We start from the raw sequence: 21534 nt of genomic DNA on the forward strand, positions 1-21534 counted from the left end.
TGCGGCGGCCAGAAACACCGAAATGAGCGAGCCATCTGGTCGATTTTGACCCACTGGCCGCTTTCAAAATTGGCGAAGGCCGAAGTCAGCCAGAAAAACCGCTCTACTTCAGACCTTCCCTAAATCGCACGGCAAACAGACCGACCGTCCAATAAAAGTCAGTTATTCCAGAAAGTCATTGCGCTGGGGGTTCATAGAGGGGGATGGTGAAGACTCATCTGTTCCGAGCCCTGGTGGAGTCCTTCTTCCTTTTGTTCGGGCTAGGAGAGTCAACATGAATGGCGAACAGTTCCACAGCGCGCTCCATATCGCTGGCAACTGCCTGAGCATGGCCAATGACAGCCTTCATGAGGCTTCCGAGCACGCCTGTTCCCCGGCTGCAAAAAATCAGCTGCTGCATGCCCAGGAAAGCCTCGACAACTGCGCGGTGATCATCAAAGCCCTCAAGCAGTACTTGGATGCCCACCCTCACGCCCTCCCCACAGAGGCAGTCCTGCCCTTTAGGCACTGCCTATGAACCGCTACCAGGGTGACAAGAGAATGGATGATGCAAAGGAAAGCACTCGCTCCAAGCTCATGGGGCAGGTTGATAAATTTCTCGCCGATGGCGGCAAGATCGAGCAGGTCCCCGGCGGCAAAACCGGAATGACGAAGTACCTCAAGAAACTAGCGTCAGCCAAAGAGGCATCCGAGCAGCTCAAACGCCCAGATCAGGCAACTGAAACCTGAGGCCTAGCCCTGAGAGCGAGTGACTTGCTGTCGGGAAGCCCGCTACGACTTCGAGAGAACCAATAACAGGCGCGGTGTAACTATTGAGTTTGGAGGGAGCCAAGAGCGGGCATTGCAGCGATCCGACAGCTCGTCGGTAATAGGGGGATTGCGTCTTGCTCATGGTGTCTCCGGTCTGGGGGCGACAGTGTCGATCATCAGCCGGTTACACAAAATTTCGGACACCCTCCACTTCGGGGCATTGCGCTGTCTGAGCCCGTCATTTCGGCAGGTGCCCCCTCGTGAATCCCGCCTCTACCTGCCCTAGGACCGCCAAGGAGCGTTCTGCTTCCGCCTGGAGCTCCCCACGGGTCGACGCCGAACGAAAGATGCGGCGCTCGCTCGAGCGGCCTGGCCATGGGGCAGTCGATGCGTCGCTCTACTCAATGCTGTCCCGACGATCCTGATGCGCTGCCGCTAAAGCAGCACTGGTTCTAGGCTGGCCTTGGCCGGAAACCTGAGGCTATAAAGGTTACCTATACCGGGCATTGCTGCTGGCCAAGCTTCGCAAGCACAGCGAGCACGCCTCTCGGGAGCGATATAGGGATTGCCATAAATGATGTTTGAAAAGCTCGAAAAGCAGTTCCAGCAGTCCGCCGATGTCGTAGAAAAGATACTGATCCAGACGGAAACCTATACGCAGATCGGCATCGTCCTGACGATCTACATCGTCGCATGGCTGATCGCCAACCGCATCCAGAAGCACGCGCCGTTTCTCGGCGGCGGCACTGAAGAAACCACCTCCCGCTCGTTTCGTGTATTCGCGAAGAAACTGAGCGACCTGATCTTCCCGGTGACCGCCATCCTGATGCTGCGGGTATCGGCCGAGATCAGCGAGAACCTGCTGAGCCAGGATTGGCTGGTGCAGGCCGCGCTGATCGTTTCGATGATCCTGATCTTTCTGTCGATCATTCGTAACTTCGTCGCCAACAAGCTGCTGGCCACGACACTCAAGTGGCTGGGTGTTCCCCTGCTGTTTCTGCACATGGTCGGCTTGCTGGCGGGGCTGATCGAGATTCTCGAATCCATCTCGGTCAACATCGGCAACATCGAGATTTCGGTCTACGGTATCGCGCGCGTCGCCATTTTCGGCTCCTTCCTGTTCTGGCTCGGGCGCATCAGCAGCAGGACGGGGCGCGACTTCATCTCCCACCAGGAGAACCTCGACGTACGCACTCGGGAAGTGGCGGCGAAGCTTTTCGAGGTCGGCATATTCTTCCTGATCTTCCTGCTGCTGCTGCAGATCATGGGGATCAACCTGACCACGCTCGCGGTATTTGGCGGTGCGCTGGGTGTCGGCCTGGGCTTCGGCTTGCAGGCAATCGCGTCCAACTTCATCTCCGGCATCATCATCCTGCTGGACCGCTCGGTATCGATAGGCGATTACGTCGAACTGGAAGATGGTCGCACGGGCATCGTGCGCGAGCTGAACATGCGCTCGACCACGCTGGAGACCTACGACGGCAAAGACATCGTGGTGCCGAACGAGAAGTTCATCGCCGAGATATTCACCAACTGGACGCACAAGGACAAAAGCCAGCGCTATCGCGTCGACTTCTCGGTCTCCTATGACTCCGATATCCGCAAGCTGATCGGGATCATCAAGGACGTGGTCGCCAGCCACCCGCAGGTGTTCAGCGGCGACGACGTGCCCATCGAGGAACGCCCGGACTGCGAGATCGACAGCTTCGGCGACTCGGGCATCAACATGTTCGTCGAGTTCTGGATGGAGGGGGTCGACGACGGCCGCAATCGCGTCGGCGGCGACCTGCTGCTGATGATTCTGGAGGCGCTGCAAGAGCACGGCTTCGAAATTCCCTTCCCGCAGCGAGAAGTGCGCATCCTGGATAAGAAGGCATCCGCCAGAAAGGCGCCGGACAAGCCGTAAGCCTGGCCGAGTACTTCTGCACCCTGGCCCACGGGCCGCAAAGTAACGGTAGCCCTCGCCCAAGCGGGAGGGTCTCCAGATGTGGCGGGCTGCCTAGAACAACCCCATCTGCCGATCGATCAGGGCCGTGAAGTCGTCCTCTACGAAGGGCAGGATGGCGTCCGCCACCGGCCTGAGCTGGCGCTGTACGTAGTGCTCGTAGTCGATGGCCGAGCGGCGGATTTCCAGCGGCTCGGGGCCGGCTACAGTGATCAGGTAGGCGATCCAGCCGCCGCGCTGATACTGCCGTGGGCGGCCCAGGCGGTCGTTGTACTCGTCGGCCAGGCGCGCGGCGCGCACATGCGGCGGCACGTTGCGCTGGTAGTCGCCGAGCTGGCGTTTCAGGCGCTTGCGGTAGACCAGCAGCTCGTCCAGCTCGCCGGCCAGGGTACGGCGCACGTAGTCGCGCACATAGTCGCGATGCGGCTGGCGCTCGAAGATCAACCGATACAGCTCCTGCTGGAAGCGCTGGGCCAGCGGCGACCAGTCGGTGCGCACCGTTTCCAGACCCTTGAACACCATCTCTTCCTCGCCGTTCGGACGATGCACCAGACCGGCGTAGCGCTTCTTGCTGCCCTCTTCCGCGCCGCGCACGGTGGGCATGAGGAAGCGCCGGTAGTGGGTCTCGAACTGCAGCTCCAGGGCGCTGTCCAGGCCCAGCTCCGTGCGCAGGTGTTCGCACCACCACTGGTTGACCCGCTGCACCAGCGCCCGGCCGATGCGCGCGGCCGCCTCGTCGTCGTGCTCGTGGCCGAGCCAGACGAAAGTGGAGTCGGTGTCGCCGTAGATGACCTGGTAGCCCTCGGCTTCGATCAGCTCGCGGGTGCGGCGCATGATGGCGTGCCCGCGCAGGGTGATGGACGAGGCCAGGCGCGGATCGAAGAAGCGGCAGCCGCTGGAACCGAGCACGCCGTAGAAGGAGTTCATGATGATCTTCAGCGCCTGCGACAGCGCCGCGTTGCCGGCGCGCTTGGCCGCGTCGCGGCCCTGCCACACGCGCTCGACCATGGCCGGCAGGACGTGCGCCGTGCGCGAGAAGCGCGCGCCACGGAAACCCGCTACCGAGTGCTCGTCGTCCGGCTGGCGCAGGCCCTCGATCAGGCCCACCGGGTCGATCAGGAAGCTGCGGATGATCGAGGGATACAGGCTCTTGTAGTCCAGCACCAGCACCGACTCGTAGAGGCCCGGACGCGAATCCATGACGAAGCCGCCGGGACTGTTCTCGCCCTGCACGTCGCCCAGGTTGGGGGCGACGAAGCCGAGGCGGTGCATGGCCGGCAGGTACAGGTGGGTGAAGGCGGCCACCGAGCCGCCGCTGCGGTCGGCCGGCAGGCCGGTGACGGCGGCGCGCTCGAGGAGGAAGTCGATCAGTCGGGTGTGGGCGAAGATGCGCGTGACCAGCTCGCAGTCCTTGAGGTTGTAGCGGGCCAGGGCCGGCTTGTCCTCGGCGAACATGCGGTTGATCTCGTCCATGCGCTCATAGGGCGTGTCGATCGCCTTGCCCTCGCCGAGCAGGCTCTGCGCCACGCTCTCCAGGCTGAACGAGGGGAAGTTCCAGGTGGCCGAGCGCAGCGCCTCGATGCCGTCGATGATCAGCCGCCCGGCGGCCTCGGCGAAGTAGTGGTTGTGGCTGCGGTGCTCGCGCCAGTGCATCTCGGCGCCGCCACGGCCGAGGCGCAGCGGTACCTTGAGTTCCTCGGCGTGGCGCTGCAGCACGCGCAGGTCGAACTGCACCAGGTTCCAGCCGATGATGGCGTCCGGATCGAACTCGGCCAGCCAGGCGTTGAGCCGCTCCAGCAACTCGGCGCGGCTGGAGCAGTAGGCCAACTCGAAGTCGACTTCGGGGGCTACTTGTGGACACTCGCCAAGCATATACACCTGGCGCCGGTCGCAGCCTTCCAGGGCGATGGAGTACAGATCGCCGCGCTCGCTGGTCTCGATATCCAGCGAGACCAGGCGCAGTTGCGGGCGATAGTGCTGGTCCGGTTTGAGGCGGCCGTCGTGCAGCACTCCCTGGGCATCCGGGGTGCCGTCGAACAGCACCGGGGCGGTGATGAAGCGCTCCATCAGGTAACGCTCCGGCGGGCGGATGTCGGCCTCGTAGACGTCCACCCCAGCCTGGCGCAGGCGTTTCTCGAGCTTGAGCAGCTGGCGCTGGGAGGCGCAGTACAGGCCCAGCACGGGGCGCTGATGGAAATCGCGCAGGCCCAGCGGGCGCAGCTCCACGCCTTGCTCGCCGCGCAGCAGCGTCTCGGCCTGCGTGCGCTGCGCCGCTGGAATGAAGGCCACCGACGGCTGAGCCGCCAGGCGCAGCAGTCGCGGTCCGGCGTCCGTGGCCAGCCAGAACTCGACCTCGCTACCGGCGGGGGTGTCGCGCCAATGGCGGGTCAGGACGAAGCCCGGCTGTAGCTCCACGGGATGCTCTCGATAAGGGACGTGGCAGGGATTCTACCGCTCTAGAACAGCGCCTGCTGCCCGGGCAGCACGCCCTCCAGCTCCAGCAGCGCCTGCTTGCGCCGCAGGCCACCGGCGTAGCCGGTGAGGCTGCCGTCGGCGCCGATGATGCGGTGGCAGGGCACTATGATGGCGATGGGGTTGACCGCATTGGCGCGGCCCACGGCGCGCGCCGAGGTCTTGCGTGCCAGTCGCAGGGCCAGTTGGCCGTAGCTCAGGGTGGTGCCGTAGGGCACCTGGCGCAGGTGCAGCCAGGCCTCCTGCAGGAAGGCGTTGCCCAGCGGCGCCAGCGCCAGCTCGAAGACCCGTCGTCGGCCGGCGAAGTACTGCTCCAGCTGGCGGGCCACGGGCGCCACGGCGGCGGCATCGCGGCGCAGCTCGCAGCCACGCCAGAGCAGCGGCTCGTGCACCTCGTCGTCGAGGAACTCCAGGCGCTGCAAGGCGCCGCGCTCGTCCAGCAGGGCGAGCATGGGGCCCAACGGCGTGTCGATCAGGTCGCCGCGCGGCGGCGTCGGTTCAGGCATGGCTGCGCTCCCGGAGTGCGTCTGGCCGGGCCGACTATCGCGCCAGGGCACGGGCGGATCAAGTCAGAATCCGTACTTGTCCTGCAGCGCCTGCACCGCTTTCGCCTCGCGCACCAGGAAGGCATCGAGGCGCCGCACCAGCTCGGGATGGCGGATGCTGGACAGGTGGTAGTAACTGTCGCCGATCGACAGCAGGTTCGGCTCCTCCACCAGGGCGCCGGGTCGACCTTGCTGTCGGAGATGATAGAAAGCCACCTGTCGGGCCATATTGGCGGCGTCGACCCGCCCGGCCAGCGCCATGTGGATCAGCCCCTCGGGATTGGGCGCCTCGTGGATGCTGACCCGTCCGGCGGCGATGTCGTCCTGAAACTTCCAGGGCGTGAAGCCGCGGATGAAGCCCAGCCGGCGGAAGCTCTCGCGCGGCTGGCCGAGACGCTCGGGCAGCACCAGCATGGCGTCCTGGAAGCGCAGCAGCGGCTTGGAGTAGAGGATGCCGGCCGGCTTGCTCGCGGCCGCCCAGCGCGGGTTGTCGGGGAACACCAGATCGACGCCGCCGTTCCAGTAGACCTGGGCCAGGCGCCGCACCGGCAGCACCACATAGGTGAGGCGCAGCTCCTCCTGGGCGGCGAACAGGTCGAGCAGCTCGCGGGCGTAACCGCGATATCGCCAGTCCGGCGGCGCGGCGGAGTAGATCGGGTAGTAGTCGACGTCCTCCACGCCCACGCGGTACTCGCGCTCAGGCTCCGCGGCCAAGGGCGGAACGGATGCGGCGAACAGGGCGGCAAGCAGCAGGCGCAGGAAGGCGACGGGCATCGGAGGATACTGCGGGAAACGATACCCGCAGTGTAGGCCGATCAGCCCTGTAGCGGCACCCAGACCTCGACCCGGCCGGCGCCGGTCATGGGGTTGAAGTCGGCGCTGTAGCGCTCGAACTCCGGCGCGTCCGCCGCCTGCAGGCCGGAGCTCGGCAGCCAGCGCTGGAAGATCGCGGCGAAGGTCTCGTGGATGCTGGAGATATGCCCGCGGTGTTCGAACACCACGTAGCGCCGCGCCGCCAGGCGCTGGTGGGTGAAGCCGGGCGGCAGCTCGTCTACCCGGTTCACCCGCACCCCAGCGATGTACTCGAAGCCGCCCTCCTCGTCCGGGCTGTGACACAGGCCGAAGGTCTCCCAGCCCTGCTGCCCGGGTATGCGCCCGAGATAGGGTACGAAGCGCTGCCAGAGGGCCGTGATGCCCTGGGACTTGTCGAAGGTGAAACGCTCGCCGAGCCCGGCGACGAGGAACTCCTCGCCCTCCTCGAAGCGCGGTTCGGGCAGTTGCAAAGTGCTGGTCGGTTGCATGCGCAAGGCCTCCCTCAGTTCGATGCCATCCAGGTGGCCGCGCGCCCGCAGGGCCTCGGGCGTGATGCCGAACTGCTCGCGGAACGCGCGGGTGAATGCCTCGTGGGAGCCATAGCCCGCCTCCAGGGCCAGGCCGAGGATGTCCTGCGCGCCTGCCGCGAGGCTCAGGGCCGCACGGCTCAGGCGCCGCGCCCGGGCATAGCGCATCACCGGCCAGCCGGTGGCGAGCACGAAGGCCCGCGCCAGACCGAAACGCGACACGCCGCAGGCATCGGCGATGGTTTGCAGATCGAGACGGCCGTCGAGATCGCTCTCGATCAGCCAGAGGGCCTTGCCGACGGGGTCCATGGTCGCTCCTCACGTTGCCCCTGGAGTATCGGCAGCCAGTATGCCCGCCGCTTGATCGTTCTTGCACGACGGCCAAGCGCTACCCCGCAAGCCGCCAACGCCACCGGCCGCGCCGGGCTTCGCTCTCGCGGCGACCAACCGGGGAGCCCGCTCAGCCCGGGCAGGCTCATGGCGCGGGCGCAGACGAGCTGAGGCAAGCGCAGGTCGCTTCCGCGACGCTCCCGCCGCCGGCATCGGGTGTAAGCTGTGACCAAACAGTCACAGGATTGCTTCATGGCCCTCAGCGTTTTCGACCTGTTCAAGATAGGTATCGGCCCCTCCAGTTCGCACACGGTCGGGCCGATGCGCGCCGCCGCGCGCTTCGTCGAGGGCTTGCGCCGCGAGGGCCTGTTCGACGCCACCGCCAGCGTGCGGGTCGAGCTGTACGGCTCGCTCGGCGCCACCGGCAAGGGCCACGGCAGCGACAAGGCGGTGCTCCTCGGCCTGGAGGGCGAGCAGCCCGACCTGGTCGACACCGCCAGCATCGACGGCCGCCTGGCCGCCATGCGCGCCAGCGGCGAGCTCAGGCTGGGCGGCGACAAGCCGATCCGCTTCGTCGAGAAGGAACATCTGGCGATGATCCGCAAGCCCTTGGATTACCACCCCAACGGCATGATCTTCCGCGCCTTCGACGCCGCCGGCCTGCAGATCCGTGCGCGCGAGTACTACTCGGTGGGCGGCGGCTTCGTGGTCGACGACAGCGCCGCCGGCGCCGACCGCATCGTCGAGGACCAGACGCCCCTGGCCTACCCCTTCAAGACCGCCAAGCAGCTGCTGGCCCTGTGCGCCGAGCACGACCTGTCGATCAGCCAGCTGATGCTGGCCAACGAGGCCGCCTGGCGTCCCGAGGCCGAGACCCGCGCCGGTCTGCTGGCCATCTGGCAGGTGATGCAGGACTGTGTGAATGCCGGCTGCCGCAACGAGGGCATCATGCCCGGCGGGCTCAAGGTCAAGCGCCGCGCCGCCGCCCTGCACCGCCAGCTCAGCCAGAACCCGGAAGCCAGCCTGCGCGACCCGCTGACGGTGATGGACTGGGTCAACCTCTACGCCCTGGCGGTCAACGAGGAGAACGCCACCGGCGGCCGTGTGGTGACCGCGCCGACCAACGGCGCCGCCGGCATAGTGCCGGCGGTGCTGCACTACTACCGGCGCTTCGTGCCCGGTGCCAACGACGACGGCGTGGTGCGCTTCCTGCTCACCGCCGCCGCCATCGGCATCCTGTACAAGGAGAACGCCTCGATCTCCGGCGCCGAAGTCGGCTGCCAGGGCGAAGTCGGGGTGGCCTGTTCGATGGCCGCCGGCGCCCTGTGCGAGGTGCTCGGCGGCAGCGTGCAGCAGGTGGAGAACGCCGCCGAGATCGGCATGGAGCACAACCTCGGCCTGACCTGCGACCCGGTCGGCGGCCTGGTCCAGGTGCCCTGCATCGAGCGCAACGCGATGGGTTCGGTGAAAGCGATCAACGCCGCGCGCATGGCCCTGCGCGGCGACGGCCAGCACTTCATCTCGCTGGACCGGGTGATCCGCACCATGCGCGAGACAGGTGCGGACATGAAGAGCAAGTACAAGGAGACCGCCAGGGGTGGCCTGGCGGTGAACATCATCGAGTGCTGAACCGCTTCTCAGGCTCGCGCGCGCGAGACCCTGCGCCGAACGACGAACAGCCTCACTCGGTGCGAAAGCGCACCACCAGCTGCTTCAGCGCGTGGCTCAGCTCGCTCTGCTCGTGGGAGTACTGTTCCACTTCCATGGCCTGGCCCGAGACCTGACTGACCGCGTCGTTGATGGCGACTATGTTCTGGTTGATGTCCTCGGTCACCAGGTGCTGTTCCTCGGTCGCGGTGGCGATCTGCATGGTCATGTCGCGGATCATCTGCACCGCGCCCTCGATATTCTCGAAGGCGCCCATCACCTCGCCGGACAGCTCGATCGCCTTGCCGGACTCGGCGAGGCTGTGCTCCATGGTCGCCGTGACTTCGGTGATGCGGTTGACCAGCAGATTGAGGATGTTGTTGATCTCCCCGGTGGAGTCCTGGGTGCGTTTGGCCAGGTTGCGCACCTCGTCCGCCACCACGGCGAAGCCGCGCCCCTGCTCGCCGGCGCGCGCGGCCTCGATGGCGGCGTTGAGCGCCAGCAGGTTGGTCTGCTCGGCGATCTGCTGAATGGTCGAGAGGATGTTGTTGATGCTCACCGTCTCGCGCTCCAGTTCCTGAATCACCTTGCTGGATTCCAGAATGCTGCTCCCCAGCTTGTTGACCCCTTCCGTGCTGCGGGCGATCACCTCCTTGCCCTTGCTGGTCGCCTCCAGCCCCTGCTTGGAGGCGTCGGCCGTCCGCACGCAGGTCTGCGCCACCTCGTTGGCGGCGGAGGACATCTCGGTCACCGCCGTGACGATCTGCTCCACCGCGCTCGACTGACGCTGCAGGCTGGCGGCCATGGCCGTGACCCTCTCGTTGGTCTGGTCGGACACCCCGCTCATGCTGATGGCGTTGTCCTTGATCACCTTGATCATCGCCTGGGTCGACTCGATGAACTGGTTGAACCAGTTGGCCAGCTCGCCGGTTTCGTCCTGGCTCAGCAGGTTCAGGCGGCGGGTCAGGTCGCCCTCGCCCTGGGCGATGGTGCGCAGGCCCTCCTTGACCAGGTTGATCGGGGTGACGATGCGGTTGGCGATGACCACCCCGGCGAGGCCGAACAGCACCACCAGCACCGCCGATACGCCCAGGGTCAGCCAGGTCAGCTCATGGGCGCTGGCGAAGATCTCGTCGGCCTGCATGAAGCCGACGAACTTCCAGCCCAGCCCCGCCGAGGTGTAGACGTTGGCCATGTAGTCGACCCCGTCGATGTTCACCTCGATCAGGCCGTTGTCGGTCTGCTCGATGGTCCGGAAGTAGTCTTGCTTCAGCTCGCCGAGCTTCTTGAAGTTGTTCTCCGGCTTGTGGCCGTCGACCAGCAGGGTGCCGCTGCTCTCCACCAGCATGAAGAAGCCGGTCTCGCCGAAGCGGATCTTCTGGGTCATGTCGGTGAGGGCCTTGAGCGACACGTCCACCGCCACCACCCCGGCGAAGCTGCCGGACAGGTCCTTGAAGCCCTTGACCACCGAGACATAGACCGCGTCGTCCGGCTCCCAGTAGTAGCCGTCGCGCCGCGCCAGCTGGAAGTTGGCATCCTTGCCGATGGTGAACCAGGCGCGCTTGCGCGGGTCCCATTCGCCATAGTCGCCGGTGCCCGGCCACTCCACATAGCCGCCATGCACATCGCTCATGTAGACGTAGCCCAGGGTCGGGTTGTTGCTGCCGATGCTGGAGAAGTAATCGAAGATCTGCTTCTCGCGACCGCCGTTGGCGGTGGCGACCTGGCCGGGCTTGCGCGCCTCGCCGAAGTAAGTGCTCAGCTCGCCGGCGGCGGTGTCCATGACCGCGGGGTATTCGGCCATGGCGGAAACGGTATGGCCCACCGAGTCGAAGAAGGTGACGAAGGTGTTTTCCACCAGCCGCACGTCCAGGCTGCTGGACTCGCGGAAGTGCGTCTCGGCCTGCTGGGTGACGTTGCGGATGGTCAACAGTGCCACGATCAGCACCGGCACCAGGGTGGCAACCAGAAAGCTCGCCAACAGCTTGCTCTTTATGTTCATGGCAGGAATGGTCTCTGGCTCAGGGAACGGCTGATTTCATACTAGGTAATCACCCCCTTTTTGCCAGCGCCCCCCCCTGCCGGAGCCGCGGACGGCGCGCCTTACGCCGGCTCCTCCCGACTCCCCCCGGCGTCGCGATCGCGCTCGTAGCGCCTGGCCAGCGGGAAGGGCGGCAGCCAGGACTCGCGGCGCAGGGTCCACAGCTCGTAGGTCGGGCGCAGCTGGTCGGGGGCATCCAGGGCGCCCAGATGCACCTCGATCTCGTCCGCCGTGCGGGCGAACACGGATGAACCGCAGCGCGGGCAGAAGCAGCGTCCGCAGTAGTCTCCCACCTCGCCTTCGATGCGCACCGCCGCCTGGGGGAACACCGCACAGGCGTTGAACAGCGCGCCGTGATGCTTGCGGCAGTCGAGGCAGTGGCAGATGCCGACCCGGTAGGGCCGCCCCGTGGCCAGGATGCGCACCGCGCCGCACAGACAGCCGCCGCTGAAACTTTCCATGTCGCCCCTCCTCTTGCCGCCGGAAGGCCTGCGCTCAGTGACGCAGGCGGTAACCCGTCTTGAAGATCCAGCCCACCGTCAGCACGCAGGCCAACAGGAAGCCGAGGATCATGCCCAGGCTCAGGCCGAGGCCGACGTCGGCGACGCCGAAGAAGGCCCAGCGGAAGGCGCTGATCAGATAGACCACCGGGTTGAACAGGGTCAGCTTCTGCCACAGCTCCGGCAGCATGCTGATGGAGTAGAAGCTGCCGCCGAGGAAGGCCAGCGGCGTGACGACCAGCGCCGGGACTATCTGCAGTTTCTCCCAGCCGTCGGCCCACACGCCGATGATGAAGCCGAACAGGCAGAAGGTGATGGCGGTCAGCACCAGCAGGAGCAGGGCCCAGAACGGGTGGGCCAGTTCGAGATCGACGAACAGGTGCGAGGTGGCGAAGATGATCAGGCCGAGGATCACCGACTTGGTGGCCGCCGCGCCGACGTAGCCGAGCAGGATCTCGAAATAGGACACCGGCGCCGAGAGAATCTCGTAGATGGTGCCCGAGTACTTCGGCATGTAGATGCCGAACGAGGCGTTGCCGATGCTCTCGGTGAGCAGCGCCAGCATGATCAGCCCCGGCACGATGAAGGCGCCGTAGCTGACCCCGTGCACCTCGGTCATGCTCGAGCCGATGGCCGAGCCGAACACCACGAAGTACAGCGAGGTGCTGATCACCGGGGTGGCGATGCTCTGCAGCAGGGTGCGCCAGGTGCGGGCCAGCTCGAACAGGTAGATGGCCTTGACGGCTTGCAGGTTCATGCGCGCTCCTTGACCAGGCTGACGAAGATATCCTCCAGCGAGCTCTCGCTGGACTGCAGGTCCTTGAAGTCGATGCCGTGCTGGGCGAGGTCGCGCAGCAGCTCGGCGATGCCGGTGTGCTCGCGCTGGGCGTCGAAGGTGAACAGCAGGGCGTGGCCCTGGTCCACCAGCTCCAGGCCATAGCTGTCCAGCTCGGCCGGCACGCAGGCCAGCGGATGCTTGAGCTGCAGGCTCAACTGTTTCTTGCCGAGCTTGTGCATCAGCACCCGCTTGTCTTCCACCAGGATGATCTCGCCCTTGCGGATCACCCCGATGCGGTCGGCCATCTCCTCGGCCTCCTCGATGTAGTGGGTGGTGAGGATGATGGTCACGCCGCGCTCGCGCAGGCGCCGCACCATGGCCCACATGTCGCGGCGCAGCTCGACGTCGACCCCGGCGGTGGGCTCGTCGAGGAACAGGATCGACGGCTCATGGCTCAATGCCTTGGCGATCATCACCCGACGCTTCATGCCGCCGGACAGTTCGAAGATCTTGGCGTCGCGCTTGTCCCACAGCGACAGGTCCTTGAGCAGCTGCTCCAGGTAGAGCGGGTCGGGCTTCTTGCCGAACAGGCCGCGACTGAATTTCACCGTGGCCCAGACCGTTTCGAACACGTCGTTGACCAGCTCCTGCGGCACCAGGCCGATGGCCGAGCGCGCGGCGCGGTAGTCGGCCTTGATATCGAAACCGGCGACCCGTACCCGCCCCTCGCCCGGGTTGACGATGCCGCAGATGATGCTGATCAGGGTGGTCTTGCCGGCGCCGTTGGGCCCCAGCAGGGCGAAAATCTCGCCCTGGCGGATCTCCAGGCTGATGTTCTTCAGCGCCGGATGCCCGGACTTGTAGGTCTTGTTCAGGTTCTCGACCGCGATCACCGGTTCCACGGCGGCTCCTTGCTCTGACGGAAAAGCGTCGATTGTAGAGCAGGAGCCTTCGAAGCTGACACAGGCCTCAGCTTTTCTGCCCCTCGACCAGGGCCTTGAGGCTGGCCAGGCCCTGCTCGAAGTCGCCACCGACCATCTTGTCCATGTTGAAGATCAGGCCCATCGCCTTGCCGATGAAGCCGTTGCGCCCCTCCATGCTCCACACCACGCGGGTGCCGCCGGCCTCCGGGTGGAACTGGAATTCGGCCAGGTTGCTGGCGCGGAAGGGCTCGACGAACTCCAGCTGGATGCGCAGCCGCTCGCCGGCCTGGCTCTCGACTATGGTCGCGCTGCCCTTGCCCACCTCCTTGTTGCCGGCCCAGCGCTGGGTGGCGCCGACGCCCTGCTCGGCGCCCTCGTAGTCCACGCGCATGGCCGGGTCGCGCCTGGCCCAGGGCGACCAGTGCGGCCACTGGTGGAAATCGTTGACCCGTGCGAAGACCTCGGCGGCGGGCGCCTGGATCAGCGCCGCGCGCTCGACGCGGAACTGGTCCGGGCGGGTGGCTATGAACGCCGCCAGAGCGGCGATCAGCAGCGTGACGACTATCAGAATGCTCATGCTCTTCTTCCCTTGCATTGTGGTTGTTTCCTCGGTTTTCTCAGCCTCAGCACATGGCCACTCTCCCGTTTACGGGGGAGGGCTGGAGAGAGGGTGCTCGGTCAACTCCCTCTCCCCCGCCCCTCTCCCACCAGTGGGAGAGGGGAGACAAGCAACTCCAGTGACCCGGTAGCCTGACTCAGGGTTGCAGTTCGAACAGCGCCTGACCGCTCTGTGGGTCGAAGGGCGCCGAGAAGTGGTCGTGGACGATGCGCCACTGGCCACCGATGCGGCGGTAGCCCTGGGTCACCCGCATCCAGCAGCTCTGGGCGTTGCCCTCGGCGTCGGTGCCGGCGCAGTGGCAGAGGAAGTGGCCGAAGCCGACATCGCCCTCGCCCCACTGCTGCAGCTGGTGCACCTCGAAGCTCATGGGCCCCGAACACATCTCCAGGCAGGCCTGCCAGTGCGCCTTGTAGACCTCGCGGCCCTTGAATTGCAGCTGCAGGATGGCATCGAAGGCCAGCAGGTCGTCGGCGTAGTGGCCGAGAATGGCCTCGACATCGCGGTCGCGGTTGGCCGCCTCCCAGCTGTCGACCAGGGCTTTCAGTTCACTCTGTACAGTGCTCATGGTTTCGCTCCTCGCGCTCAGGCGCAGCAGTCGTGTTGGGCCGCCGGCGTGCTGTCGTACTGGTCGTGCAGGCGGGTCCAGTTCATGCCCTTGCCCTCCAGGTCGGGCATGCCGTCCCAGCCCTCGCCACGGCCGAAAGGCGTGAGGTCGAGGTAGTGGAAGCCGTTCATCAGCATGTCCAGGCCGCGGGCGTAGGTGGAGTAGGTGTGAAAGACTCGGTCTCCGTCGCGCAGAAATACGCTGGCACCGGGCAGCTCGCCCTTGACCATGTCCAGCTGCCCCAGGCGCTCTAGCTCGGTCTTGTCGCGGTAGTTGTACTCCACCGGGGCCTGGCTCTCGTCGAGGGTCACGTGGAAGTCGTAGTTGAAGCGGCTGCCGAACGAGGAGTACCAGGGCAGGTTCCAGCCCATGCGCCGCCTGAACGCCAGCAGCTCGGCCAGCGGCGCGTTGGAGACCTGCACCAGGCTGGTGTCGCGGGCGTGCAGATGGGCCAGGTGGCCGATGTTGTCGGTGAGGAAGGAGCAGCCCGGGCAGCCCTCGCCTCTGTCGCGGTGGTACATGAAGTGGTAGACGATCAGCTGGCGGCGCCCGGCGAACAGCTCGGCCAGGCCGACCTCGCCCTCGGGCCCGGTGAAGCGGTAGTCCGTCGTGATCTCCACCATCGGCAGTCGCCGGCGCTGGGCGTTGAGTGCATCGCGCTGACGGGTCAGGGCCTTCTCCTGCTCCAGCAGTTGCAGGCGGGCGGCCAGCCACTCCTCGCGGCTGGCGATTTTCGGATACTCGGGCTTCATCGCTGTTCCTCCCTGGTGGCTAACCCCCTCTCCCGACGGGAGAGGGGTGAAAAGCTCAAACCTGCAACTGGCGCACCGGCCGCACCTCGACGCTGCCGACCCGCGCGGCGGGAATGCCGCCGGCGATCTGCAGGGCCTCGTTGAGGTCGCGCGCCTCGATCAGGTAGAAGCCGGCCAGCTGCTCCTTGGTCTCGGCGAAGGGACCGTCGGTGACGCTCAGCTTGCCGCCGCGCACGCGCACCGTGGTGGCGCTGGCCACCGGCTCCAGCGGCTCGGCGGCGAGCATGCGGCCGCTCTGCTGGATGGTCTGGGCATAGTCCAGGCACTCGGCATCGCGCGGGCTGTCCGGCGAGTCGTGGAGGACTTTCTCGTCGCTGTAGATCAGGCACAGGTATTTCATCGGTGGTTCTCCCTGGCAGCATGACGGGCTGCCTTACCCAGTGGTCGAGCGGCGCATCGGCGAATCGACAGCGCCGCGAAAAAAAATTTCAGGCGCTCGGCAGCGCGGCCAGACGCCGTTCGAGAAACTGCCGATCGATGCCCTGCTGGCTCAGCTGCAAAGCACGCTGGTAGGCGTTGCGCGCCTCGCCCCAGCGGCCCAGGCGACGATTGAGATCGGCACGCGCCGCGTGGGCCAGGTGGTAATCGGCCAGCTCGCCACGCTCGAGAATCGCCTCCACCTGGCGCAGGCCGGCCTCGGCGCCGTCGCGCATGGCCAGCGCCACGGCGCGGTTGAGCTCGACCACTGGCGAGGGCGCGACGCCCAGCAGCACGTCGTAGAGGCCGACTATCTGCGCCCAGTCGGTGGCCGGGACACTGGGCGCCTCGGCGTGCAGGGCGGCGATGGCGGCCTGCAGGCAGTAGGGGCCGATCTCGCCAGCGGCGAAGGCGGCGTCGATCAGCGCCTGGCCCTCGGCGATCAGTTGGCGATCCCACAGGCCACGGTCCTGCTCCTCGAGCAGGATCGGCAGGCCCTCGGCATCGCTGCGCGCGGCGCGCCGCGACTCCTGTAGCAGCATCAGCGCCAGCAGGCCACTCACCTCGGCCTGCGGCAGCAGCTCGTGCAGCAGGCGGCCGAGGCGGATGGCCTCGGCGCTGAGGTGCTGGCGGGTCAGGCACTCGCCGCTGCTGGCGAAGTAGCCCTCGTTGAACACCAGGTAGACCACCCGCAGCACCGCCTCCAGGCGCTCCGGCAGCTCGCGGCGGCCGGGCACCTCGTAGGGGATGTGCGCGTCGCGGATCTTGTTCTTGGCCCGCACGATGCGCTGGGCGATGGTCGGCGGCGTAGCCAGGAAGGCGCTGGCGATCTCCTCGGTGGTCAGGTCGCAGACCTCGCGCAGGGTCAGCGCCACCTGGGCGTCGGCCGCCAGGGCCGGGTGGCAACAGGTGAAGATCAGGCGCAGGCGGTCGTCCTCCAGGCGCTCGCCATCCCAGGCCTCGCCGCCCACGGGCTCCTCGACATCATCGAGAGCCTGGAAACGCGTCTGCCGGCGCAGCTGGTCGATGGCCTTGAAGCGCCCGGCGGAGACCAGCCAGGCCCGCGGGTTGTCCGGCACGCCCTGCTCCGGCCACTGCTCCATGGCGGCGCGAAAGGCCTCGTGCAGGGCCTCCTCGGCCAGGTCGAAGTCGCCCAGCAGGCGGATCAGGGTGGCCAGCACCCGGCGCGACTCCTCGCGATAGAGCTGGCCGATACGGGCCTCGAAGGCATCGGGTGAGACGATCATGCTGACGCTTCCCTGGACAGACGAGCTACCAGAGTAGCGGCTCGTGCGCGGGCAGGATATGCGCCCGACGAGCCGCCCGCTCCCGCCGCGACTGCTCAGCCCTGCACCAGCGCCTGGCAGTTTCGGCGCCGAGTAGCTGCCGCCGCTTCAGGAGTTGTCCGGTTGCCTCGCTTTGGTAGACGACGCGCACAGGCCCGCTCTCCTCGAGCAGCTTGTCGCCTGCCCGCCGCACGACCTACCGAGTGACCACAGCCGGATCGCCAGACTGTGGACAGGTTCTGAGCCTCAGCCGCGCTTGAGGCGCGAGCGCAGCTTGTAGCGATCGCCCGGGTGGATCAGCCGCGCATAGCTGACCAGATGCTCGCCCGACCAGGTGCGGCGCACCACGCTCAGGCAGGGCATGCCCGGGTCGATATCCAGCCAGGCGGCGGTCTGCGCGTCGACCAGCACGGCCTCGACCACATGCTCGACGTCGGAGATGGGACAGCTGGCCACCAGCACCTCGTTGGGCGTGTGGCGGGAGAAGTCGGTCTCCAGGTAGTGCGGCACCCAGCGCGGGTTGACGAAGCGATCCTCCAGCTGGATCGGCACGCCGTCCTCGCGGTGCACCAGGATGCTGTGGAACACCTGGGCGCCCAGGCGCAGGCCGAGGCGCAGGGCCACCTCGTCGTCGGCGGCCAGCGCCTCGCAGCGCAGCACGTCGTTGCTGTAGCGGCGCCCGCGGGCGCGCACCTCGCTGGCGATGTTGAGCACGTCCTGCAGCGAGGACTCGGCCTTGCGGTCGGTGACGAAGGTGCCGAGGCCGGCCTGGCGGATCAGGAAGCCCCGCTGCACCAGGTTCTGGATGGCCTTGTTGGCGGTCATGCGGCTGACGCCGAAGTCACGCGCTAGCTGCTCCTCGGGGGGAATCTGATGATTGACCGGATAGGCGCCGCCGTGGATGCGTTCGAGCAGGAAGTCCTCGATCGCCTTGTAGCGCGGGGTGGTGCTGGTCACGGCGGCTCCTTGGAAATGCCCGGTGCGCAGATGATAACGCCCTCTAGCCTGCACGGAAGAGGGCGAATCTGTAGGGTGTACTCGCCCGCAGGGCAGTACACCGAAAGGCCCTGCGCAGGGTGAACATTCGCGCGGCATTTTCCATCCGCCCTCACCCCTGCCCTCTCCCGGAGGGAGAGGGGGCGCAGCGCCTAGCCTTATGCCAGGGAGGGCAGCAGCCCGGCCGGCAGCAGCGGGCTCAGCACGCGCTCGCCGAGCAGCTCGTTGGCCGCGGCGATGTCCGGGGCGAAGAAGCGGTCCTCGACGTAGTACGGCACCTTGGCGCGCAGCACTGCGCGGGCCTGCTCCAAGGCCGGCGTGCTTTTCAGGCCTTCGCGGAAGTCCAGGCCCTGGCAGGCGCCCAGCCACTCGACGGCGAGAATGCCGCGGGTGTTGGCGGCCATCTCCCACAGGCGCTTGCCGGCGCCCGGCGCCATCGACACGTGGTCTTCCTGGTTGGCCGAGGTCGGCAGGCTGTCGACGCTGTGCGGGTGGGCCAGCGCCTTGTTCTCGCTGGCCAGCGCGGCGGCGGTGACCTGGGCGATCATAAAGCCGGAGTTGACCCCGCCATTGGCCACCAGGAACGGCGGCAGCTGCGACATATGCTTGTCCATCATCAGCGAGATGCGACGTTCGCTGAGAGAGCCGATTTCGGCGATAGCCAGGGCGATATTGTCGGCGGCCATGGCCACCGGCTCGGCGTGGAAGTTACCGCCGGAGATCACTTCGCCTTCGGCGGCGAACACCAGCGGGTTGTCCGACACCGCGTTGGCCTCGACGCCGAGCACTTCGGCCGCCTGGCGCAGCTGGGTCAGGCAGGCGCCCATGACCTGCGGCTGGCAGCGCAGCGAGTAGGGGTCCTGCACCTTGTCACAGGCGGCGTGGGAGCGGCCGATCTCGCTGCTGGCGCCGAGCAGGTGGCGGAAGGCGCTGGCGGCGTCGATCTGCCCGCGCTGGCCACGGGCGTTGTGGATGCGCGCATCGAAGGGCGAGCGCGAACCGAGCATGGCTTCCACGCTGAGGGCGCCGCAGACGCTGGCGGCGGCGTACAGGTCTTCGCCTTCGAACAGGCCGCGCAGGGCGTAGGCGGTGGATGCCTGGGTGCCGTTGAGCAGGGCCAGGCCCTCCTTGGCGGCCAGGGTCATCGGCTCCAGGCCGGCGATGGCCAGGGCCTCGCTGGCCGGCAGCCACTGGCCCTTGTGGCGCGCCTGGCTCTCACCCAGCAGCACCAGCGACATATGCGCCAGCGGCGCCAGGTCGCCGGAGGCGCCGACCGATCCCTTCAGCGGGATATGCGGGTAGACCTCGGCATTGACCAGGGCGATCAGCGCCTCGATCACCTTGCGCCGGATGCCGGAGAAACCGCGCGCCAGGCTGTTGATCTTCAGCACCATGATCAGGCGCACCATGGCGTCGTCCAGCGGCTCGCCGATGCCGGCGGCGTGCGACAGCACCAGCGAGCGCTGCAGTTTCTCCAGGTCGGCGTTGGCGATGCGGGTCGAGGCCAGCAGGCCGAAACCGGTGTTGATGCCGTAGGCGGTGCGGCCCTCGGCGATGATGTTCTCGACGCAGGCGACGCTGGCCTCGATCGCCTCGTGGGCGCTCGCGTCCAGGGTCAGGCGCACCGGGGCTTGGTAGACGGCGCGCAGGTCGGCCAGGGTCAGCTGGCCGGGTTTCAGGTTCAGAGTGTTCATGTTGGGTTCTTCCACAGAGCTTGGTTAAAGCCTAGCGAGCTGGAGCCAGAGGTTGTGCCTATGGCCGAGGACGCGGAGTTTACAAAGAGTCAGTCAGCCACCCGCGGCCGCTGCGTCGTCTGGCAGACGAACAGCAGGCCGCGGGCAAACCTCAACCGATCATCGGCAGCTTGAGGCCCTGCTCTTTGGCGCAGTCGACAGCGATCTGGTAACCGGCATCGGCATGGCGCATGACGCCGGTGCCCGGGTCGTTGGTCAGCACGCGGGCGATACGGGCGGCGGCCTCGTCGCTGCCGTCACACACGATCACCACCCCGGAGTGCTGGGAGAAGCCCATGCCCACGCCGCCGCCATGGTGCAGCGAGACCCAGGTGGCGCCGCTGGCGGTGTTGAGCAGGGCGTTGAGCAGCGGCCAGTCGGACACGGCGTCGGAGCCGTCCTTCATCGCCTCGGTCTCGCGGTTGGGGCTGGATACCGAGCCGGAGTCCAGGTGGTCGCGGCCGATCACCACCGGCGCGGACAGCTCGCCGCTGCGCACCATTTCGTTGAACGCCAGGCCCAGCTTGGCACGCAGGCCCAGGCCGACCCAGCAGATACGCGCCGGCAGACCCTGGAAGCTGATGCGCTCGCGGGCCATATCCAGCCAGCGGTGCAGGTGCTCGTCGTCCGGGATCAGTTCCTTGACCTTGGCGTCGGTCTTGTAGATGTCCTGCGGGTCGCCGGACAGCGCCGCCCAGCGGAACGGACCGACGCCACGGCAGAACAGCGGACGGATATAGGCCGGGACGAAGCCGGGGAAGTCGAAGGCGTTGGCCACGCCCTCCTCAAAGGCCATCTGGCGAATGTTGTTGCCGTAGTCGAAGGTCGGCACGCCCATCTTCTGGAAGTCGAGCATGGCCTGCACGTGCACGGCCATCGACTGCTTGGCGGCCTTGACCACCGCGGCCGGGTCGGTTTTGCCGCGATCCTTGTACTGTTCCCAGGTCCAGCCGATCGGCAGGTAGCCGTTGAGCGGGTCGTGGGCGCTGGTCTGGTCGGTGACCATGTCCGGGCGCACGCCACGCTTGACCAGTTCCGGCAGGATCTCGGCGGCGTTGCCCAGCAGGGCGACGGAGATGGCCTTGCCCTCGGCGGTGTATTGGGCGATGCGCGCCAGGGCGTCGTCCAGGTCGCTGGCCTGCTCGTCGACGTAGCGGCTGCGCAGGCGGAAGTCGATGCGGCTCTGCTGACACTCGATGTTCAGCGAGCAGGCGCCGGCCAGAGTGGCGGCCAGCGGCTGGGCGCCGCCCATGCCGCCGAGACCGGCGGTGAGCACCCAGCGCCCCTTGAGGTTGCCGCCGTAGTGCTGGCGACCGGCCTCGACGAAGGTCTCAAAGGTGCCCTGGACGATGCCCTGGCTGCCGATGTAGATCCAGCTGCCGGCGGTCATCTGGCCGTACATGGCCAGGCCCTTGGCATCCAGCTCGTTGAAGTGTTCCCAGGTGGCCCAGTGCGGCACCAGGTTGGAGTTGGCGATCAGCACGCGCGGCGCGTCCTTGTGGGTGCGGAACACGCCGACCGGCTTGCCCGACTGCACCAGCAGGGTCTCGTCGTCGTTCAGCTCCTTGAGGGTCTCGACTATCTTGTCGAAGCACTCCCAGTTGCGCGCGGCGCGGCCGATGCCGCCGTACACCACCAGTTCCTTAGGGTTCTCGGCCACGTCCGGGTCGAGGTTGTTCATCAGCATGCGCAGCGGCGCTTCGCTCAGCCAGCTCTTGGCATTCAGTTGGGTGCCGCGCGGGGCGCGGATTTCGACGTCGCGGTATTGGGTGGTCACAGCGGTTTCCTCTTGTTGT

The 21534-nt window shown here is 66.8% G+C and carries 20 protein-coding genes; 4 read left to right on the forward strand and 16 right to left on the reverse strand.

Annotated features, from left to right (window positions below; all coding sequences use genetic code 11):
• Positions 1-274 precede the first annotated feature (274 nt).
• The 3 genes from AAFN46_RS19110 (at position 275) to AAFN46_RS19120 (ending at position 2656) form a co-directional block, all read left to right on the forward strand.
• Positions 275-517 (forward strand): hypothetical protein, encoded by a 243-nt coding sequence (locus tag AAFN46_RS19110; protein ID WP_347810283.1) that lies wholly within the window; start codon positions 275-277, stop codon positions 515-517.
• The gene (locus AAFN46_RS19115) at positions 514-729 is read left to right on the forward strand and encodes a hypothetical protein (RefSeq protein ID WP_347810284.1); all 216 of its coding nucleotides are present in this window, start codon (positions 514-516) and stop codon (positions 727-729) included. Before AAFN46_RS19110 ends, AAFN46_RS19115 begins: the two co-directional genes overlap by 4 nt.
• A gap of 595 nt (positions 730-1324) precedes the next feature.
• Positions 1325-2656: a mechanosensitive ion channel domain-containing protein gene (locus tag AAFN46_RS19120; protein ID WP_347810285.1), complete on the forward strand. Its 1332-nt coding sequence runs from the start codon at positions 1325-1327 to the stop codon at positions 2654-2656.
• A 93-nt stretch (positions 2657-2749) separates the two neighbouring features.
• Here AAFN46_RS19120 and AAFN46_RS19125 read toward each other — a convergent pair whose 3' ends face one another.
• The 4 genes from AAFN46_RS19125 to AAFN46_RS19140 form a co-directional block, all read right to left on the reverse strand.
• A complete protein-coding gene (locus AAFN46_RS19125) occupies positions 2750-5110 on the reverse strand; it encodes a DNA polymerase II (protein WP_347810286.1) in 2361 nt (786 codons plus the stop codon).
• Positions 5111-5151: 41 nt separating this feature from the next.
• The gene (locus AAFN46_RS19130) at positions 5152-5673 is read right to left on the reverse strand and encodes a methylated-DNA--[protein]-cysteine S-methyltransferase (protein ID WP_347810287.1); all 522 of its coding nucleotides are present in this window, start codon (positions 5671-5673) and stop codon (positions 5152-5154) included.
• A 63-nt stretch (positions 5674-5736) separates the two neighbouring features.
• Positions 5737-6486, reverse strand: coding sequence for a hypothetical protein (locus tag AAFN46_RS19135; protein WP_347810288.1), 750 nt, complete (start codon positions 6484-6486; stop codon positions 5737-5739).
• 41 nt (positions 6487-6527) lie between these two features.
• Positions 6528-7361: an AraC family transcriptional regulator gene (locus AAFN46_RS19140; protein ID WP_347810289.1), complete on the reverse strand. Its 834-nt coding sequence runs from the start codon at positions 7359-7361 to the stop codon at positions 6528-6530.
• A 273-nt stretch (positions 7362-7634) separates the two neighbouring features.
• Between AAFN46_RS19140 and AAFN46_RS19145 the strand changes: the two genes are divergently transcribed.
• The gene (locus AAFN46_RS19145; protein WP_347810290.1) at positions 7635-9011 is read left to right on the forward strand and encodes an L-serine ammonia-lyase; all 1377 of its coding nucleotides are present in this window, start codon (positions 7635-7637) and stop codon (positions 9009-9011) included.
• 52 nt (positions 9012-9063) lie between these two features.
• Here the strand turns inward: AAFN46_RS19145 and AAFN46_RS19150 are convergent, their stop codons facing one another.
• From AAFN46_RS19150 to hutU, 12 genes are all read right to left on the reverse strand, one after another.
• Entirely contained in the window at positions 9064-11031 is a 1968-nt protein-coding gene (locus tag AAFN46_RS19150; protein ID WP_347810291.1) for a methyl-accepting chemotaxis protein, read from the reverse strand.
• Positions 11032-11132: 101 nt separating this feature from the next.
• Entirely contained in the window at positions 11133-11531 is a 399-nt protein-coding gene (locus tag AAFN46_RS19155) for a GFA family protein (protein ID WP_347810292.1), read from the reverse strand.
• 34 nt (positions 11532-11565) lie between these two features.
• Entirely contained in the window at positions 11566-12327 is a 762-nt protein-coding gene (locus tag AAFN46_RS19160) for an ABC transporter permease (protein WP_347810293.1), read from the reverse strand.
• A complete protein-coding gene (locus tag AAFN46_RS19165; protein ID WP_347810294.1) occupies positions 12324-13250 on the reverse strand; it encodes an ABC transporter ATP-binding protein in 927 nt (308 codons plus the stop codon). Before AAFN46_RS19165 ends, AAFN46_RS19160 begins: the two co-directional genes overlap by 4 nt.
• 67 nt (positions 13251-13317) lie before the next feature.
• Positions 13318-13848, reverse strand: coding sequence for an SRPBCC family protein (locus AAFN46_RS19170; RefSeq protein ID WP_347810295.1), 531 nt, complete (start codon positions 13846-13848; stop codon positions 13318-13320).
• A 178-nt stretch (positions 13849-14026) separates the two neighbouring features.
• Complete coding sequence (locus AAFN46_RS19175) at positions 14027-14455, reverse strand: nuclear transport factor 2 family protein (RefSeq protein ID WP_347810296.1); 429 nt, start codon at positions 14453-14455, stop codon at positions 14027-14029.
• A 17-nt stretch (positions 14456-14472) separates the two neighbouring features.
• On the reverse strand, positions 14473-15246 hold the full coding sequence (locus tag AAFN46_RS19180; RefSeq protein WP_347810297.1) for a DUF899 domain-containing protein: 774 nt from the start codon (positions 15244-15246) through the stop codon (positions 14473-14475).
• 55 nt (positions 15247-15301) lie between these two features.
• Positions 15302-15646, reverse strand: coding sequence for a YciI family protein (locus AAFN46_RS19185; protein WP_347810298.1), 345 nt, complete (start codon positions 15644-15646; stop codon positions 15302-15304).
• 88 nt (positions 15647-15734) lie between these two features.
• On the reverse strand, positions 15735-16970 hold the full coding sequence (locus tag AAFN46_RS19190) for an RNA polymerase sigma factor (protein ID WP_347810299.1): 1236 nt from the start codon (positions 16968-16970) through the stop codon (positions 15735-15737).
• A gap of 285 nt (positions 16971-17255) precedes the next feature.
• Entirely contained in the window at positions 17256-17966 is a 711-nt protein-coding gene (gene hutC / locus AAFN46_RS19195; RefSeq protein WP_347810300.1) for a histidine utilization repressor, read from the reverse strand.
• A gap of 197 nt (positions 17967-18163) precedes the next feature.
• Positions 18164-19699: a histidine ammonia-lyase gene (hutH, locus tag AAFN46_RS19200; RefSeq protein ID WP_347810301.1), complete on the reverse strand. Its 1536-nt coding sequence runs from the start codon at positions 19697-19699 to the stop codon at positions 18164-18166.
• Between the two features lie 151 nt (positions 19700-19850).
• Complete coding sequence (gene hutU / locus AAFN46_RS19205; protein ID WP_347810302.1) at positions 19851-21515, reverse strand: urocanate hydratase; 1665 nt, start codon at positions 21513-21515, stop codon at positions 19851-19853.
• Positions 21516-21534: the final 19 nt, after the last annotated feature.

The sequence above is a fragment of the Pseudomonas sp. CAU 1711 genome (genome assembly GCF_039888625.1).
Taxonomy (GTDB): Bacteria; Pseudomonadota; Gammaproteobacteria; order Pseudomonadales; family Pseudomonadaceae; genus Aquipseudomonas.